Genomic DNA, 17181 nt, shown 5'->3' on the forward strand with positions numbered 1-17181 from the left:
CGCCGCCCCCGGTGACGCCCCGGCCGCCCGCACGGCCGGGGCCCCTCTCCGCCCCGAGGAGGCGGCCCCGAGGGGCAGAGGCGCTTCATCGGTCCGTCAGGCCCGGCCGGGGCCGTATGCCCTCCGGCCCCGCGGGACGCCGCGCACACGGCCGGGCCGGACCGCGTCGGGCGCCCTCCCGTGCACATCCGCCGGACCGCCCGCGCCCGCCACCCCGGATCACCGTGCGCCCCTTGCGGCCCTATCGTGACCGGCATGCAGTCCTACACGATCGGACAGGCGGCCCGCCTGCTCGGCGTCAGCCCCGACACCGCGCGCCGCTGGGCGGACGCCGGCCGGGTGGCCACTCATCGCGACGACAGCGGACGACGGCTCATCGACGGACGGGACCTCGCCGCCCTCTGCGTCGAACTCGCCAGGACGGGGGACGGCGACGAGGAGACCCCCTCGTACACCTCGGCCCGCAACGCCTTCCCCGGGATCGTGACCGCCATCAAGCTCGGCGACGTCGCGGCCCAGGTCGAGATCCAGGCCGGCCCGCACCGCCTGGTCTCGCTGCTGACCCGGGAGGCCGTGGAGGAGCTGGGCCTGGAGGTCGGCATGGAGGCCACCGCCCGGGTGAAGGCGACGAACGTCCACATCGACCGGCCCTGACCGGCTGTTCGGCTCCCCGCACATGCCGGCCCACACTGCTTCCTGCCCGGCGTGTGCGGCGCTGCCGGGCCCTTACGGCTGGCAGATGCGGCGTATCATCGCGGCATGACGACCCGTTCCGCACCCCGGGCCGGGACACCGCGAGTGGCCGGCACGGGCGCTACGCAGAGGGCACTCGCCGTGAGCGGCCCGCAACCCGCCTCCGTCTCCCGCGAGCAGGGCGCCGGATGTTCCCCGAGGACCGGGGGACGCCGGTCCGGCCGGGTTTCCTGACACCATGACCGGACCGGACCGGCCCCGTGCCGCGCCTGCGGAGACCCGTGCCGCGCCTGCGGAGAGCGGAGCACGGCGCGGGCACCCGCGCCGAGGCGCACCCCTGCCGCTGATGCTCCCGGCCCTGGTGGGCCTGGCCTTCCTGCTGATGCCGCTGCTCGCCCTGCTGATCCGGGCCCCCTGGCGCACCCTGCCGGAGCAGCTCACCAGCGCCGAGGTGTGGCAGGCCCTCCGGCTGTCCCTGGTCAGCGCCACCGCGGCCACCGCCGTGAGCCTGGTGCTCGGCGTCCCGCTGGCCTGGCTGCTGGCCCGTACGGACTTCCCCGGGCGCCGGCTCGTCCGGGCCCTGGTGACCCTGCCGCTCGTGCTGCCTCCGGTGGTGGGCGGTGTGGCCCTGCTGCTGGCGCTGGGCCGGGGCGGTGTGATCGGACGGTGGCTGGACGCCTGGTTCGGGATCACACTGCCGTTCACCACCGTCGCGGTGGTGGTCGCGGAGGCGTTCGTGGCCATGCCGTTCCTCGTCATCTCCGTCGAGGGCACGCTGCGGGCCGCCGACCCGCGCTACGAGGAGGCGGCCGCCACGCTGGGCGCCTCCCGTTTCACCGCGTTCCGCCGGGTCACCCTGCCGATGATCGCCCCCGGCGTCGCCGCCGGTGCCGTGCTCGCCTGGGCACGGGCGCTCGGCGAGTTCGGCGCGACGATCACGTTCGCGGGCAACTTCCCCGGCCGGACGCAGACCATGCCGCTGGCGGTCTATCTGGCCCTGCACCACGACCCGGACGCCGCGATCGTCCTGAGCCTGGTGCTGCTGGCGGTGTCGATCGCGGTGCTGGCGGGCCTGCGGGACCGTTGGATGACACCCTCCGTGTGACCGCGGCTCCGCCCCGGTCACGCTCCGCCCCGTACCCCAGGACGATCCAGGACGGCCCCCTCATGACCGACCTCGACGGGACACCGGCCGGCGCCCGCGCACAGGAGTCGCCGGGCCAGGGCCTGGACGCCCGGCTCGTCGTCGAACGCGGCACCTTCCGGCTCGACGTGTCCCTGACCGTCTCCCCCGGGGAGGTCGTCGCGCTGCTCGGCCCGAACGGCGCCGGCAAGACCACGGCCCTGCGCGCGCTCGCCGGCCTGGTCCCCCTCACCGGCGGACATCTGCGGCTGGACGGTGCCGACCTGGGCCATGCGCCGCCCGAGGCCCGGCCGGTCGGGGTCGTCTTCCAGGACTACCTGCTCTTCCCGCATCTGTCCGCGCTGGACAACGTCGCGTTCGGACCGCGCTGCCGGGGTGCGGGCAGGGCCGAGGCCCGTGCGCAGGCCGCCGAGTGGCTGGCCCGCATGGGCCTGAGCGGCCACGCCGGGGTCAAGCCCCGCCGTCTGTCCGGCGGCCAGGCCCAGCGTGTGGCCCTCGCCCGCGCCCTGGCCGTCCGGCCCCGGCTGCTGCTCCTCGACGAGCCGCTCGCCGCGCTCGACGCCCGCACCCGTCTGGAGGTCCGCGCACAGCTGAGGCGGCACCTCGAGGGGTTCGAGGCCATGGCCGTCCTGGTCACCCACGACCCGCTGGACGCGATGGTGCTGGCCGACCGGCTGGTCGTCGTCGAGCACGGCCGGGTCGTCCAGGAGGGCACTCCGTCCGAGATCGCCCGCCGTCCGCGCACGGACTACATCGCCCGGCTGGTCGGCCTGAACCTCTACCGCGGCCGGGCCGCCGGGCACACCGTCCGGCTGGCGGACGGGCCCGCCCTCACCACCAGCGAGGACCTGTCCGGGCCCGTGTTCGTGGCCTTCCCGCCGAGCGCGGTCACCCTCCACCGGGACCGCCCCACCGGCTCCAGCGCACGCAATCTGTGGCGCTGCGAGGTCGCCGGTCTGGAGACCCACGGCGACCAGATCCGCGTGGCCCTCACCGGCCCGCTCCCCCTCACCGCCGACCTGACCGCCCTCGCCGCCGCCGAACTCGGCCTGCGCCCGGGGGCGGTGGTCTGGGCGGCCGTCAAGGCGGCCCAGACGCACGCCTACCCGGCCTGACCCCCGCAGGGACGCGGGGCCTGTTCCCGGCCCTCACGAACCGGGAGCAGGCCCCGCGTCCCTCACACGCGCCGCTCAGAGCCGCTCAGAGCCGCTCAAAGCGCTCAGGCCGCTCAGGCCGCTCAGTCCTCGTACGCCTCCAGCGGAGGGCAGGAGCAGACCAGGTTCCGGTCGCCGTAGGCCTGGTCGATACGGCGCACCGGCGGCCAGTACTTGTCGGCGGCCGGGACACCGACCGGGAAGACGGCCTCCTCGCGGCTGTAGGGGTGCTCCCACGGGCCGCTGATCGCGGAGGCGGTGTGCGGGGCGTTCCGCAGCGGGTTGTCGTCCGCGGGCCATGCGCCGGAGGCGACCTTCTCGATCTCGGCGCGGATCGCGATCATCGCCTCGCAGAACCGGTCCAGCTCGGCCAGGTCCTCGGACTCGGTGGGCTCGATCATGAGCGTGCCGGCCACCGGGAAGGACATCGTCGGCGCGTGGAAGCCGTAGTCGATCAGCCGCTTGGCGACGTCGTCCACGGTCACCCCGGTCGCCTTGGTCAGCGGCCGCAGGTCGATGATGCACTCGTGCGCGACCAGGCCGCCGGGGCCGGTGTAGAGCACCGGGTAGTGCGGCTCGAGGCGCTTGGCGATGTAGTTGGCGGACAGCACGGCCATCTGGGTGGCCCGCTTGAGTCCCTCGCCGCCCATCAGACGCAGGTAGGCCCAGGAGATGGGCAGGATGCCCGCCGAGCCCCACGGGGCGGCCGAGACCGGGCCGACCCCGGTGCCGGGACCGGCCTCGGGCTGCAGCGGGTGGTTGGGCAGGTACGGCGCCAGGTGGGCGCGCACGGCCACCGGGCCGACGCCCGGCCCGCCGCCGCCGTGCGGGATGCAGAACGTCTTGTGCAGGTTCAGGTGGGAGACGTCGCCGCCGAAGTGGCCCGGCTTGGCGAGGCCGACCAGGGCGTTGAGGTTGGCGCCGTCGACGTACACCTGGCCGCCGGCCTCGTGGACCTGCGCGCAGATGTCGGCGACGTGCTCCTCGAACACGCCGTGCGTGGACGGGTAGGTGATCATCAGCACCGCGAGCTGGTCGCGGTACTGCTCGATCTTCGCCCGCAGGTCCTCGACGTCGATCTCGCCGTTCTCCGCGGTCTTGACGACGACGACCTTCATGCCGGCCATCGCGGCGCTGGCGGCGTTGGTGCCGTGCGCGGAGGACGGGATGAGGCAGACCGTGCGCTGGTCGTCGCCGTTGGCACGGTGGTAGGCGCGCACGGCGAGCAGGCCGGCCAGCTCGCCCTGGGAGCCGGCGTTCGGCTGGAGGGAGACCTTGTCGTAGCCGGTGACCTCGGCGAGACGTTCCTCCAGCTCCCGGATGAGCGTGAGGTAGCCCTGCGCCTGCTCCACGGGCGCGAAGGGGTGCAGTCCGCCGAACTCCGGCCAGGTGATCGGCTCCATCTCCGTGGTCGCGTTGAGCTTCATGGTGCAGGAGCCCAACGGGATCATGCCGCGGTCGAGCGCGTAGTCGCGGTCGGCGAGCCGGCGCAGGTAGCGCAGCATCGCGGTCTCGGAGCGGTACCGGTGGAAGACGGGGTGGGTGAGGTAGGCGTCGGTGCGCAGCAGCGCCTCGGGCAGGGCGTCCCCGGCCTCGGCGTCCAGCGCCTCGACGTCGCCCTCGACGCCGAAGGCGGCCCACACGGTGTGCAGGTGCTTCCGCCGGGTGGTCTCGTCGCAGGCGATGGAGACGTGGTCGGCGTCGACGAGGCGCAGGTTGACGCCGCCCTCGCGCGCGGCGGCGACGACCTCGGCGGCCCGCCCCTCGGCCTTGACGGTCAGGGTGTCGAAGTAGGTGTCGTGGACGAGTTCGGCACCGCCGGCCCTGAGTCCCTCGGCCAGGATCGTGGCGTAGCGGTGGGTGCGCCGGGCGATGCCCTTCAGGCCCTCGGGGCCGTGGTAGACGGCGTACATGCCGGCCATGACGGCGAGCAGCACCTGGGCGGTGCAGATGTTGCTGGTGGCCTTCTCGCGGCGGATGTGCTGCTCACGGGTCTGCAGGGCGAGACGGTAGGCCTGGTTGCCGTCGGCGTCGACGGAGACGCCGACCAGGCGGCCGGGCAGGCTGCGGGCGAACTTCTCGCGCACCGCCATGTAGCCGGCGTGCGGACCGCCGAAGCCCATCGGCACCCCGAAGCGCTGGGTGGTGCCGACCGCGATGTCCGCACCCAGCTCGCCGGGCGACTTCAGCAGCGTCAGGGCGAGCAGGTCGGCGGCGACGGTGACCAGGGCGCCCAGTTCGTGCGCCTGGTCGATGACGGGCTTGAGGTCGCGCACGGCACCGGAGGCGCCCGGGTACTGCAGGAGCACGCCGTTGATCTCGCGTGCGGCGATGTCCGCCGGGATGCCCTCGCTCAGGTCGGCGACGACGACCTCGACGCCGGTCGGTTCGGCGCGGGTCCGGAGGACGGCGATGGTCTGCGGCAGCGCGTCCGCGTCGACCAGGAACAGGCCCTTCTTCTTCCTGCCCATGCGCCGGGACAGCGCCATGGCCTCGGCCGCGGCGGTGCCCTCGTCGAGCAGGGAGGCGCCGGCGGTCGGCAGGCCGGTGAGGTCGGCGACCATGGTCTGGAAGTTCAGCAGCGCCTCGAGACGGCCCTGGGAGATCTCCGGCTGGTAGGGGGTGTAGGCGGTGTACCAGGCCGGGTTCTCCAGGACGTTGCGCAGGATGACCGGCGGGGTGAAGGTGCCGTAGTAGCCGAGCCCGATCATCGAGTCGAGGACCTGGTTGCGGCCGGCCAGGGCACGCAGCTCGGCCAGGACCTCGGCCTCGGTGCGGGCACCCGGCAGGTCGAGTGCGTCGGTGCTCTTGATGGCATCGGGTACCGCGGCGGCCATGAGCTCGTCGAGCGAGCCGTAGCCGACCTGCGCGAGCATCTTGGCCCGCGCCTCCTGGTCGGCCCCGATGTGGCGCTGCTCGAAGGGGATGCCCTGTTCGAGCTCGGAGAGCGGAATGCGCTGGGCGGTCATTGCGGAGGCCTCCTGGTCTGACACGACCTTCGAGGGACACCACGGCACGGGTGTCCCGACGGCCTCCCCCTCTGTCATCTCGACCTGAGAGTTTCACCGGGTCGCCCAGAGGGCTCCCGGTTTTCACCGTCGGTGAGAGCGGACACCGTCGTCACCCGCTCTGCTTTCCAGAGTGACCTCGTCCGTGCGGTACGGGGGCCTGAGAGATTCCGGGGAGGATTTGCTCCTTCGGCGCCTCCGGTGGTGCCGGAGGGCTCTCCCGCACGGGGTCAGCGGCCTCTGCCAGCGTACCAGCGGGGCGGCCGCCGGAGCCCTCGAGTGGCCGTCCTGTCGATTGTGCTCTTTCGTAGTGCCTACGAATGATTTGCGACCATCTGGAGGGCCCGTGCAGACCGAGATCGATCCGCGCAACCTGATCGGCCGCAAGGCGTTCGACCGCAATGGCCACAAGATCGGCACGGTGGACGAGGTCTACCTCGACGACGCGACCGGGGTGCCGGAGTGGGCGGCCATACGCACCGGCCTGTTCTCCCGGGACGCCTTCGTGCCCCTGGGGCCGAGCGAGCTGGTGGAGGGCACCCTGCGGGTCCCCTTCGACCGCTCCCTGATCAAGGAGGCCCCCGACTTCGGTGTGGGCCGCCATCTCTCCCCCGAGCAGGAACTGCAGCTTTACCACCACTACGGCCTGGACGTCACGTCTCCCTCCTCCCTCCCGGACCGCGACACCGGCGATCTCGCGGGCTCCGGCTCGGGCCCGGACGAGCCCGCCTGACACCCGAACGGCGTCAGCCGCCTTCGGCAGCGCTCTCCGACGGCACGCGTTCCCCCGTCCGGTCCCCCGGTTCCGGCAGTGCCGTGTCCTCGGGCCCGGCGGGGACGTGGCGCGCCGACGGCACCAGGGGAAGGGGATCCGCCGGCTCCAGGTCCGGGTCGTCGACGAAGAAGGTGCGGACCCGGCCCGGCGGGGAGCCGGGGGTCTCGAAGCGGACGGTGACACGGCCCAGGCCGCTGCCCTGGACCCAGCCGTGGCCGTACTCGGCGTGCCGTACGTCGTGGCCCGCGAGCCAGCGCCGTTCGGCGGGGGCCGTCCGGTCCGCGGCCGGCTCCTGCTCCGGCTCCTCGTCCGGGTTCCCGGCCTCCGCGCTCGCCGCCTGGGCGAACAGGTCCTCCTGGGTGTAGTCGGCGAGCCCGGACACGCCCACGCCGAGCAGCCGCACCCCGCCCGTGGTGTCCACGGAGGCCAGCAGCCGGGCGGCGGTCTCCCGCACCACCGCGGGGTCGTCCGTGGGCCCCCGCAGGGTCTCGGACCGGGTCAGGGTGGAGAAGTCGTAGCGGCGCACCTTCAGCACGATGGTGCGCCCCGACAGCCCGGCCGCGCGCAGCCGCCGTACGCACCGGTCGGCGAGCCGCTGCACCTCCAGGCCCACCCGGACGCGGTCGTGGATGTCCACGTCGTAGGTGTCCTCGACCGACACCGACTTGGCCTCGCGCTCGGCGACGACGGGCCGCTCGTCACGGGCCAGCGCCATGGCGTACAGCGCGTGGCCGTGCGCCTTGCCGAGCAGCCGCACCAGTTCGTCCTCCCCCGCCTCGGCGAGTTCGGCGACGGTGTGGATCCCGGCGCGCCGCAGCTGGTCGTTCGTGGCCGGTCCGACGCCCGGCAGGGCCCGTACGGGCATGGGGCCGAGCAGGGCCCGTTCCGCGCCGGGTTCGATGAGCACCAGCCCGTCGGGCTTGGCCTTCTCGGAGGCGATCTTGGCGAGCATCTTGGAGGCGGCCAGCCCCACGGAGCCGGTCAGCCCCGTGACGGCCCGGATGTCGGCGCGCAGCTTGACCCCCGCCCGCCGGGCCGACTCCGCGTCCCAGGCGGCTCCCCCGGCCTCCAGGTCCACGAACGCCTCGTCCAGGCTCAGCGGCTCCACCAGGGGCGACAGGGCCCGCAGCAGACTCGTCACCTGTTCGCTGACGGACCGGTAGAAGGCGAAGCGCGGCACCAGGTAGGCGGCGTTCGGCGCCAGCCGCCGCGCCTGGGCCATCGGCATCGCCGAGTGGACGCCGAAGGCCCGTGCCTCGTACGAGGCGGTGGCCACCACCCCGCGTGGTCCGAGCCCGCCCACGACGACGGCCTTTCCGCGCAGACTCGGTTTGGACGCCTGTTCCACCGACGCGTAGAAGGCATCCATGTCGAGATGCAGGATCGTGGGCGCGGTTCTCACAGCCACGATGCTGTACCACACCACTGACAGCGGGCACACGGGCCGTACGGCCCCTGCCGTCCGCGGGAAAGCGCGGGAACCGCGCGAGCCGCGCTCGGGGGCCGGGCACCGGGCGACCGGGTCGCGGCCCGGTCAGACCGCCCGGTTGCGGCGCCGGGCGGCGAGCTCGTCCTGGGGGTTGTGCCCCACCAGGGTCTCCCCGGTGTCGATGCGCTCGCCGTGCAGCTGCGACAGCGCGTTCTCCACATCGCGCCACACCACGCCGACCGCGATGCCGAAGATGCCCTGGCCTCCCTGCAGGAGGGCGTGCACCTCGTCGGGCGACGTGCACTCGTACACCGTGGCGCCGTCGCTCATCAGCGTCATCCGCTCCAGATCCCGGAAGCCGCGCTCCCGCAGGTGCTGGACGGCCGTGCGGATGTTCTGCAGCGAGACGCCGGTGTCGAGGAAACGCTTGACGATCTTCAGGACGACGACGTCGCGGAAGCTGTACAGGCGCTGCGTGCCGGAACCGTAGGCGGGCCGCACGCTCGGCTCGACCAGGCCGGTGCGCGCCCAGTAGTCCAGTTGCCGATAGGTGATGCCGGCGGCGGCACAGGCCGTCGGACCGCGGTAGCCGATCTGCTCGGACGCCATGGACGCCGCCCCCTTGCCGCTCGGCACGGCCGCCGGGCGCAGCGGAGCAAGATCGGTCGCACTGCCCTGGTAGGAGTAACCTCTCCGGACACCGCGTCCGGGGACACTCCCCGCCGTACTGTCGCCGCTGCTTCTCACGCCGACCTCCGTCCTCGACCTGCCTCCTCGACGGTAGGCAGTCACCAGGGGTGCGTCAACGATCGCCACACTCGGCACGCCGAGTGATAATCACCCTAAGAGTGGTTTCGCGTCCCTGCGCGCAGGGAAGGGCTGACCGGATGCCCTGGTGACAGGCCTCAGGACTCCCTCGCAACCGGCGGTGCACGGACGTGTTCCACCGGTTGCCGACTCTCACTGACTGCTGGTGCCGAAGTCCTCCGGCGAGATCTGGTCGAGGAACTCGCGGAACTTCTCCACCTCGTCCTCCTGCTCGTCCGGAATCGCGATGCCCGCGTCGTCGAGCACCGCGTCGCTGCCGAAGATCGGCGTTCCGGTGCGCAGCGCCAGCGCTATGGCGTCGGACGGCCGAGCACTCACCTCGACTCCGCTGGCGAAGACCAGCTCCGCGTAGAAGACGCCCTCGCGCAGATCCGTGATGCGCACTTCCGTGAGCTCCTGGCCGACGGCCTCCAGCACGTCCTTGAACAAGTCGTGGGTCAGCGGCCTGGCGGGAGCCATGCCCTGCTGAGCGAAGGCGATCGCCGTCGCCTCCCCCGGACCGATCCAGATGGGGAGGTAACGGTCGCCTCCCACTTCACGCAGGAGCACGATCGGCTGGTTGGAGGGCATTTCGACCCGGACACCTACGACATCGAGCTCGTTCACACAGTAACCCTAGGCCGTGCCCGGGAGATTTGGGTAGTCGGGCCGGGAACGGGAAAGCGATCCGGCCGCCGCGGCCGGCCCGGTCAGGGCAGCCGCACCCCGAGTGCCGTCTGCAGCAGGGCCGCGTGCAGCCGCACCGTGAGCGCCGCCAGCTCCTTCGTACGGGCCTCGGCATGGGCCCTGGTCCGCGGATTGCGATGCCGCCTGAGCGGGGCCACCACCTGGTCGACCAGCCCGGCCTCCCGGTCGGCGGCCGCCTTCATCATCCGCAGATGACGGGGCTCGATGCCGAAGCGCCCCAGCTCGCAGACGAGCGAGGCCACGGTCACCGCCTCGGCGTCGAAGGAACCGTCCGCCAACGGAGTGAGCAGCCCGTAGGACTCCCACTCCTGGAGCTCCGCTTCCTCGATCCCGACGGCGGCCAGCAGCTCGGCCCGTCCGATCCGGGCCGCCGTGGGCGCCTCGGAGGCCGGCGGCCCGGTCTCGCCGTCGCGCTGCCGGCCGAGCACCGGCGGCGGGAGCGCCTCGCCGCGCTCCATCGCGTCCAGATGCTCGCGGATCACCTTCAGCGGCAGGTAGTGGTCACGCTGCATCCTCAGGACCAGGGCGAGCCGCTCCACGTCGTCCGTGCTGAACTTGCGGTACCCCGAGGGGGTCCGCTGCGGCTCGACGAGCCCCTCCGACTCCAGGAAACGGATCTTGGAGATGGTGACCTCGGGGAACTCGTCGCGCAGCACGTTCAGCACCGTGCCGATGCTCATCAGCCCACTGTCCGCGGCGGCGGTGCCGTGTCCCGCACCGCCGCTCGGTGTTCGACGCATGGACCTTCCCTGGTTCCCCCGGACCGAGTCCGGGGAGGTCAGCTGCCTTGCCGGCTCGAGTAGAACACCAGCCGGTACTTGCCGATCTGCACCTCGTCGCCGTTGGACAGAGCGACCTGGTCGATCCGCTCCCGGTTGACGTACGTGCCGTTCAGGCTGCCGACGTCGGCCACCGTGAACGTGCCGTCCGGGTTGCGGCGGAACTCCACGTGGCGGCGCGAGACCGTCACGTCGTCCAGGAAGATGTCGCTCTGCGGGTGACGCCCGGCCGTGGTCAGCTCGCCGTCCAGCAGGAAGCGGCTGCCGGAGTTCGGCCCGCGGCGCACGATCAGCAGGGCCGACCCGAACGGCAGCGCGTCGACGGCCGCCTGCGCCTCCGGGGAGAGCATCGGCGTCTGACCGGTGGTCTCGGCGTCGTACGCCTCCAGGCCGGAGATGGAGATCGTGGACGTCGTCTCCGACGAGCCCTCGGGCGCCACCCCGCCCCGCAGCGGCACACCGCAGTGGGAGCAGAAACGGCTGTTCTCCGCGTTGCGGTTGCCGCACCTCGTACACGTCAGGGCGGAGTCCCCGCCCGCGCCCGAGGCCGGCGGTTGCCCGAAACCTATGCCGCCCGGCTGGGCAGGGCCGGCCGACGGCGCACCCTGGCCACCCGAGGCGTCACTTCCCTGACCGGCCACCTGATCCCGGAACAGCGGGCGCTGACCCTCTGCCTCGGGCTGTGCGCGATGGGGGGCTGTCGCGTTGTCGCTGCCCTCTCGCGCGCTCTTGCCGAACAACTTCGCAAACAACTTCACGGGCGATTCCCCTTGACCGAAACAGACCCGCCCGTGGGGCAGGACGAACCCTGACTGTGTACACCGGTCGACCCGGACATCCTCACAACGTCCGTATCCACCAAACAGTTTCCATCACGCACCGCCCAATCGGTGCGCCGACCCCCCGCAACCTCATGCCCCTGCCGGACAGCCGCCATGCACCGCCTGTTCACTGCGAGGACGACCGAGCGTAGTCAGGGCGCTTCGCCGCTCGCAAGGCGTCCACGACGATCTTGTCCGACCGCTCGACAGTCACGGTGGCCTGCTCCTTCTCCAGAGTCTGCACCACGCCTCCAGGGATGTTGAGCGCTGGTTCGAGGTCCTGCGGCTTGCCGATGACCTGGAAACGATAGGGCGCTTGGATCTTGTTCCCGTCGACCTCGACGCTCCTGCCGGAGTCTGCCAGATAGGTGCTCGCGACCACGCGTACCCCGTTGACCTGGATCGCCTCCGCACCGGCCGCGCGCAGCTCCTGTATCGCGTCGAGCAGCATGTCCGCCTGGACCGTCCCCTTCGTGTCCTCGATCGTCATCGTGATGCCGGGCCCCTGGGCGGCCACCGTGCCCGCCAGGATGCCGAGTTGCTTCTCTCTCTCGGCCGTCTGCCTGCGGGCCTCCTCCGCCCGGTCCGAGCTGTTCTCCAGCTCCTGACGCTGCTTCTCGAGACCCTGCTTCTCTTCCTCAAGACGCTGAGTGCGGTCGTCCAGTTCATCGAGGATACGAACAAGATCCTCCTGTCGGGCGCCGCGCAACGCGCTGTCGCCGTCGCTGTGCGAGGCGACCTGGACGGCAAGCCCGAAGCCCAGCCCGAACAGCAGCAGGGCGACGACGAGTTGGGCCCGGGTGAAACGCGGCGGCCACAGGCCCTGCAGCAGCCTCTGGCGGCCCGTCAGCTCGGGTTCGGCGGTCTCCTGGGCACTCCGGTCGCCGCCGGCGTCCTCGGCCGCCCCAGCGGCCGCCAAAGGGGGCACTTCCTCGGGCAACTCCCTGCGCAGCGGCCCCAGCCCGAGGCGTTCGCCACGGGAGGTCTCACTTCGCCCGTTCCCGGGCCGTCCGTCCTGGTTGCTCATCGCTCTCACGCCCGGAACACATGCCGCCGGATCGCCGCGGCGTTGGAGAAGATGCGGATGCCGAGGACGACCACGACTCCCGTGGACAGCTGGGCGCCCACGCCCAGCTTGTCGCCCAGGAAGACGATCAGTGCGGCGACGACCACGTTCGACAGGAACGACACGACGAACACCTTGTCGTCGAAGATGCCGTCGAGCATGGCCCGCAGACCGCCGAAGACGGCGTCCAGCGCCGCCACCACGGCGATCGGCAGATACGGCTCGACGACCGCCGGAACCTCGGGCCGGACCAACAGGCCGGCCACCACTCCCACGACGAGGCCCAGTACGGCGATCACGATGTGCCCTTCTCAGTGCTCGGCTGTGCTGTACGTACGATCACACTCGGTGCTGCGGGCAGCCGGAGGTCGCTCTCCACGGAGATGCTGGCCCGGATGCCGTAGTTGTCCCGCAGAGCGTCCAGGTACAGCCCGTCGGGACTGTCCTGGAACCGGGTGCTCAACTCGTCCCCGTCCCCCACCGCGAGCACCGTGTACGGCGGCACCAGCGGCCTGTTGTCGACCAGTATGGCGTCACCCGCGGCCCTGATCGCCGACAGGGCGGTCAGCCGCTGTCCGTTGATGGAGACGGCCTCGGCACCCGACTGCCACAGCCCGTTGACCACCCGCTGCATGTCCCGGTCGCGCACCCGCCCGGTGTCGGCGAAACCCGACGTCCCGCGCGGGCCGCCGCTGCCGCCGGCGGAGGCCTCCTTGGCGTCGTTCACGACGAGCTTCACCCCGGGACCGCGCACCTCGACGGCACCCGCCAGCACGCCCACCAGATCGGCCCGGGAGTCGGCGCCGCTGTGCCTGAGCGCCTGGCGCTGCCGCGCGCTCACCTCGGCGCGCAGCTTGTCGACCGCCTTCTCGAGCTTGTCGGCCGCCTCCGTCTCGCGGTCGATGCGGTCGATCAGCTCCTGCCGCTCCTTGGCGACGACCGGAGCCGACACACGCGCCTGCGCCGCTCCCACGGTCACGACGAGCGCGGCCAGCACCAGGCCGGCCGCCAGCCCCAGTTTCGCCCTGACGGTCTTCGGCATGCCGCTCTCGCCCACGGCCCTCTTGCGCGCGGCGGCCTCGGCGTAACCGTCGTCGAGGCTGTGATCCATGACACTGGTGATCAACGACATGGAGGCGTCCGGACGGGAGGGCCGCGCGGAGTTGCTCCGAACAGGGGGTTGCTGCGGCATGCCGCACATCGTCGCACGCCCCGGCCGGGACTTTCGAACGGCCCCACCGGCATGCCGGACAGGCCCTCTTGGGGACAGTTGTCCGGCATGCCGGTGGGGCCCCTTATTACCGATCGGCCGCCCGGCTCCGCCGACCGGTGCCCTGGTCTACCGGCCGGCGCTCTCCACCACGGCCGACCACTCGTCCAGCAGGGCCTGCGCGGAGGCGTCGTCGGGGCCCTCGGCCCACAGGTGGGTGACCGCCTCGGCCGGGTCCGGCAGGACCATCACCCAGCGCCCGTCGGCCTCCACGACCCGCACACCGTCCGTGGTGTCCACGAAGCGGTCCCCGGCCTCCTCGACGACACGGCGCATCACCAGGCCCTTGACCGCCCACGGGGTCGCCAGGTCCCGCTTGAGGACGTGCGCCCGCGGGATCCGGGCGTCGATCTGGCTGAGGGTGAGCTGGGTGCGCGCCACCAGTCCGATGAGCCGCACGAAGGCCGCCGTGCCGTCGTAGACACTGCTGAACTCCGGGACGATGAACCCGCCCTTGCCGTCGCCGCCGAAGATCGTTCCCTCCTGGCGGCCGACCCGTGTGAGGTCGTCGGGAGAGGTCGTCGTCCACTCGACCTGGGTGCCGTGGTAGGCGGCCACCTGCTCGGCGATGCGGGTGGTGGTCACCGGAAGCGCCACCCGGCCGCTGCGCCGCTCCGCGGCCACGAGGTCGAGCATCACCAGCAGCGCCCGGTCGTCCTCGATGATGCGGCCCTTCTCGTCGACCAGCGACAGCCGCTCGCCCACCGGGTCGAACCGCACACCGAACGCGGCCCCGGAGGACGCCACGATCTCGCCGAGCCGCACCAGGCCCGCGCGCCGCATCTCGGCGGTCTCCGTCGGCCGGCTCTCGTCGAGGCCGGGGTTGATCGTCAGCGAGTCCACGCCGAGCTTGCCGAGCAGGCTGGGCAGGACGAGGCCGGCGCTGCCGTTCGAGGCGTCCACGACGACCTTCAGCCCCGACTCGGCGATTCCGGTGGTGTCGACGTTGCGCAGCAGCGAACCGGTGTAGGAGTCGAAGACGCTGGCCGGGAAGTACAGGTCGCCGATCTCGCCCGGGAACGCCCGCCGGTACTCCTGGCGCGCGAAGACCCGGTCCAGCTTCCGCTGGCCGGCCTGGGACAGGTCGGCGCCCTGCCCGTCGAAGAACATGATGTCGACCGAGTCCGGCACCCCGGGCGTGGTCCGGATCATGATGCCGCCGGCACTGCCCCGCGCGGTCTGCTGCCGGGCGACGGGCAACGGCACGTTCTCCAGGTCCCGTACGTTGATCGCGCTGGCTTGGAGGGCCGAGATCACCGCGCGCTTGAGGGCGCGGGCACCGCGGGAGTGGTCACGGGCCGTGGTGACCGTGGCGCCCTTCTTGAGCGTGGTCGCATAGGCGCCGGCGAGACGCACGACCAGCTCCGGGGTGATCTCCACGTTCAGGATGCCGGACACTCCGCGCGCCCCGAAGAGGTGCGCCTGGCCCCGGGACTCCCAGATGACCGAGGTGTTGACGAAGGCACCGGCCTCGATCGTCTTGAACGGGTAGACCCGCACATTGCCCTGCACGATCGATTCTTCACCGATCAGGCACTCGTCGCCGATGACCGCGCCGTCCTCGATCCGTGCCGCGCGCATGATGTCGGTGTTCTTGCCGACCACGCAGCCGCGCAGGTTGCTGTGCTGTCCGACGTACACGTTGTCGTGCACCACGGCCCTGTGCAGGAAGGCACCGCTCTTCACGACGACGTTGGAGCCGATGACGGTGTGCTCCCGGACTTCGGCGCCGGCCTCCACCTTGGCGTAGTCGCCGATGTACACCGGTCCGCGCAGCTTCGCGTCCGGGTGCACCTCGGCGCCCTCGGCGACCCAGACTCCCGGGGAGATCTCGAAGCCGTCTATCTCGACGTCCACCTTGCCTTCCAGGACGTCGGCCTGCGCCTTCACATAGCTCTCGTGGGTGCCGACGTCCTCCCAGTAGCCCTCGGCCACATAGCCGTAGATCGGCTTGCCCTCCTTCATCAGCTGGGGGAAGACGTCGCCGGACCAGTCGACCGGGACATCGGGCTCGACGTAGTCGAACACCTCGGGCTCCATCACATAGATGCCCGTGTTCACGGTGTCGGAGAAGACCTGGCCCCAGGTCGGCTTCTCCAGGAAGCGCTCGACTTTGCCCTCTTCGTCGACGATGGTGATGCCGAATTCCAGCGGATTGGGGACGCGTGTGAGACACACCGTCACCAGTCCGCCCTTTTCCTTGTGGAAATTGATCAGATCGGTGAGGTTGAAGTCGGTCAGAGCGTCACCGGAAATGACGAGGAAGGTGTCGTCCTTCAGTGCCTCTTCGGCGTTCTTGACGCTTCCGGCGGTGCCGAGTGGCTTTTCCTCGTTGGCGTAGGTGAGCTCCATTCCGAGCTCTTCGCCGTCACCAAAGTAGTTCTTGACCAGAGAAGCCAGGAACTGCACCGTGACAACGGTCTCGGTCAGCCCGTGCTTTTTGAGCAGCCGCAGCACGTGCTCCATGATCGGCCGGTTGACCACCGGCAGGAGCGGCTTGGGCATGCTGGAGGTCATAGGGCGAAGACGTGTGCCTTCGCCTCCGGCCATCACGACGGCCTTCATGTCGGAAGCGTCCTCCTCTAGAGACGACGGTCTGGCCGACTTCACCCGTCCTGATTGTCCCGCACTTTTCCGAAGCGGACCATCTGAGCCGCTGCGGCGCCTCTTCGGGTGTGCTCAGCCGGCCTTGGCGTCCGCGCGGACCAGACGGCGGACTTGTATCACGTAGAGGGCTCCTGCCCACCAATAGAGCGTTGTACCCCATCCGGCGAACGCCCATCCGAAAATAGCTGCAAGTGACGCGATCCAACCGCTGCCGTCACTGAGCAACAGCAGCGGGAATGCGTACATGAGGTTGAACGTGGCCGCTTTCCCGAGGAAGTTCACCTGGGGCGGGGGGTAGCCATGGCGCCTGAGGACGCCCACCGCCACCAGCAGCATCAATTCCCGTGCCAGGAGCAGCACGGTCAGCCAGAGCGGCAGGATCTCCCGCCAGGTGAGGCCGAACAGCGTGGAGAGGACATAGAGCCGGTCGGCCGCGGGGTCGAGCAGCCGGCCGAGGCTGCTGATCTGGTTCCACCGCCGGGCGAGTTTGCCGTCCAGGTAGTCGCTGATCCCGCTCAGTGCCAGCACCAGCAGGGCCCAGCCGTCGCTCTTGGGGCCGCCGAACTCCGGCCTGAGAACCAGCCAGAGGAAGAGGGGTACGCCAAGCAGCCGCGCCATGCTGAGGATGTTCGGGATGGTGAGGACCCGGTCCGTCTGAACGCGGGTCTCCTGGACCTCCACCCGGGGGCCTCCTGGGGAAACGTGCCGACAATGCCTCCTGACTTTACCGCAACGCAAAAAAGCCCTGGCCCTTGGGTGTGTTGCCCAAGAGCCAGAGCTCTTCACGTCTTGTCCGGCGGCGTCCTACTCTCCCACAGGGTCCCCCCTGCAGTACCATCGGCGCTGTAAGGCTTAGCTTCCGGGTTCGGAATGTAACCGGGCGTTTCCCTCACGCTATAACCACCGAAACACTATGAAAC

At 71.2% G+C, this 17181-nt stretch carries 15 protein-coding genes, 1 rRNA gene and 1 riboswitch; of the genes, 4 read left to right on the forward strand and 12 right to left on the reverse strand.

The features are described from left to right. Window positions 1–255: 255 nt before the first annotated feature. The 3 genes from CCN35_RS08225 to CCN35_RS08235 all read left to right on the forward strand — a co-directional run bounded on the left by CCN35_RS08225 (window position 256) and on the right by CCN35_RS08235 (window position 2952). The gene (locus CCN35_RS08225) at window positions 256–654 is read left to right on the forward strand and encodes a TOBE domain-containing protein (RefSeq protein WP_201450842.1); all 399 of its coding nucleotides are present in this window, start codon (window positions 256–258) and stop codon (window positions 652–654) included. A gap of 277 nt (window positions 655–931) precedes the next feature. Then, window positions 932–1798, forward strand: a complete 867-nt coding sequence (locus CCN35_RS08230; RefSeq protein ID WP_067392568.1) for an ABC transporter permease — start codon at window positions 932–934, stop codon at window positions 1796–1798. A gap of 62 nt (window positions 1799–1860) precedes the next feature. Continuing rightward, entirely contained in the window at window positions 1861–2952 is a 1092-nt protein-coding gene (locus CCN35_RS08235; RefSeq protein WP_086792030.1) for an ABC transporter ATP-binding protein, read from the forward strand. A 122-nt stretch (window positions 2953–3074) separates the two neighbouring features. Here CCN35_RS08235 and gcvP read toward each other — a convergent pair whose 3' ends face one another. Beyond that, a complete protein-coding gene (gene gcvP / locus CCN35_RS08240) occupies window positions 3075–5960 on the reverse strand; it encodes an aminomethyl-transferring glycine dehydrogenase (RefSeq protein WP_086792032.1) in 2886 nt (961 codons plus the stop codon). A 177-nt stretch (window positions 5961–6137) separates the two neighbouring features. Then, window positions 6138–6232: riboswitch (glycine riboswitch) on the reverse strand. Window positions 6233–6345: 113 nt separating this feature from the next. On the opposite strand from gcvP, the gene CCN35_RS08245 reads away from it, so the two are divergent. After that, window positions 6346–6732 carry a PRC-barrel domain-containing protein gene (locus CCN35_RS08245; protein WP_067392577.1) on the forward strand — a complete coding sequence of 129 codons (387 nt, stop codon included), beginning with the start codon at window positions 6346–6348 and terminating at the stop codon, window positions 6730–6732. A 13-nt stretch (window positions 6733–6745) separates the two neighbouring features. Here the strand turns inward: CCN35_RS08245 and CCN35_RS08250 are convergent, their stop codons facing one another. The 11 genes from CCN35_RS08250 to rrf form a co-directional block, all read right to left on the reverse strand. Beyond that, window positions 6746–8176, reverse strand: coding sequence for a DNA polymerase IV (locus tag CCN35_RS08250; protein ID WP_107501034.1), 1431 nt, complete (start codon window positions 8174–8176; stop codon window positions 6746–6748). Between the two features lie 132 nt (window positions 8177–8308). Continuing rightward, window positions 8309–8950 carry a MerR family transcriptional regulator gene (locus CCN35_RS08255; RefSeq protein ID WP_201450843.1) on the reverse strand — a complete coding sequence of 214 codons (642 nt, stop codon included), beginning with the start codon at window positions 8948–8950 and terminating at the stop codon, window positions 8309–8311. A gap of 213 nt (window positions 8951–9163) precedes the next feature. Next, window positions 9164–9637 (reverse strand): bifunctional nuclease family protein, encoded by a 474-nt coding sequence (locus tag CCN35_RS08260; protein ID WP_067392583.1) that lies wholly within the window; start codon window positions 9635–9637, stop codon window positions 9164–9166. 83 nt (window positions 9638–9720) lie between these two features. Continuing rightward, window positions 9721–10458, reverse strand: coding sequence for a transcriptional regulator FtsR (gene ftsR, locus CCN35_RS08265; RefSeq protein ID WP_067392587.1), 738 nt, complete (start codon window positions 10456–10458; stop codon window positions 9721–9723). A 38-nt stretch (window positions 10459–10496) separates the two neighbouring features. Then, on the reverse strand, window positions 10497–11255 hold the full coding sequence (locus CCN35_RS08270) for a zinc-ribbon and FHA domain-containing protein (protein WP_236560586.1): 759 nt from the start codon (window positions 11253–11255) through the stop codon (window positions 10497–10499). A gap of 190 nt (window positions 11256–11445) precedes the next feature. Then, window positions 11446–12345 (reverse strand): DUF881 domain-containing protein, encoded by a 900-nt coding sequence (locus CCN35_RS08275; RefSeq protein WP_079129656.1) that lies wholly within the window; start codon window positions 12343–12345, stop codon window positions 11446–11448. A 5-nt stretch (window positions 12346–12350) separates the two neighbouring features. Beyond that, window positions 12351–12683, reverse strand: coding sequence for a small basic family protein (locus CCN35_RS08280; protein ID WP_003988855.1), 333 nt, complete (start codon window positions 12681–12683; stop codon window positions 12351–12353). Beyond that, window positions 12680–13585: a DUF881 domain-containing protein gene (locus tag CCN35_RS08285; RefSeq protein ID WP_086792036.1), complete on the reverse strand. Its 906-nt coding sequence runs from the start codon at window positions 13583–13585 to the stop codon at window positions 12680–12682. The genes CCN35_RS08280 and CCN35_RS08285 overlap by 4 nt, the downstream gene beginning before the upstream one ends. A gap of 138 nt (window positions 13586–13723) precedes the next feature. Next, a complete protein-coding gene (locus tag CCN35_RS08290) occupies window positions 13724–16219 on the reverse strand; it encodes a mannose-1-phosphate guanyltransferase (protein WP_067392594.1) in 2496 nt (831 codons plus the stop codon). Between the two features lie 114 nt (window positions 16220–16333). Then, window positions 16334–16942, reverse strand: coding sequence for a cardiolipin synthase ClsA (clsA, locus tag CCN35_RS08295; protein WP_067392597.1), 609 nt, complete (start codon window positions 16940–16942; stop codon window positions 16334–16336). A 110-nt stretch (window positions 16943–17052) separates the two neighbouring features. Further along, window positions 17053–17169 (reverse strand): 5S ribosomal RNA (gene rrf / locus CCN35_RS08300). Window positions 17170–17181 lie beyond the last annotated feature (12 nt).

The sequence above is a fragment of the Streptomyces thermovulgaris genome (assembly GCF_002155915.1).
Taxonomy (GTDB): Bacteria; Actinomycetota; Actinomycetes; order Streptomycetales; family Streptomycetaceae; genus Streptomyces; species Streptomyces thermovulgaris.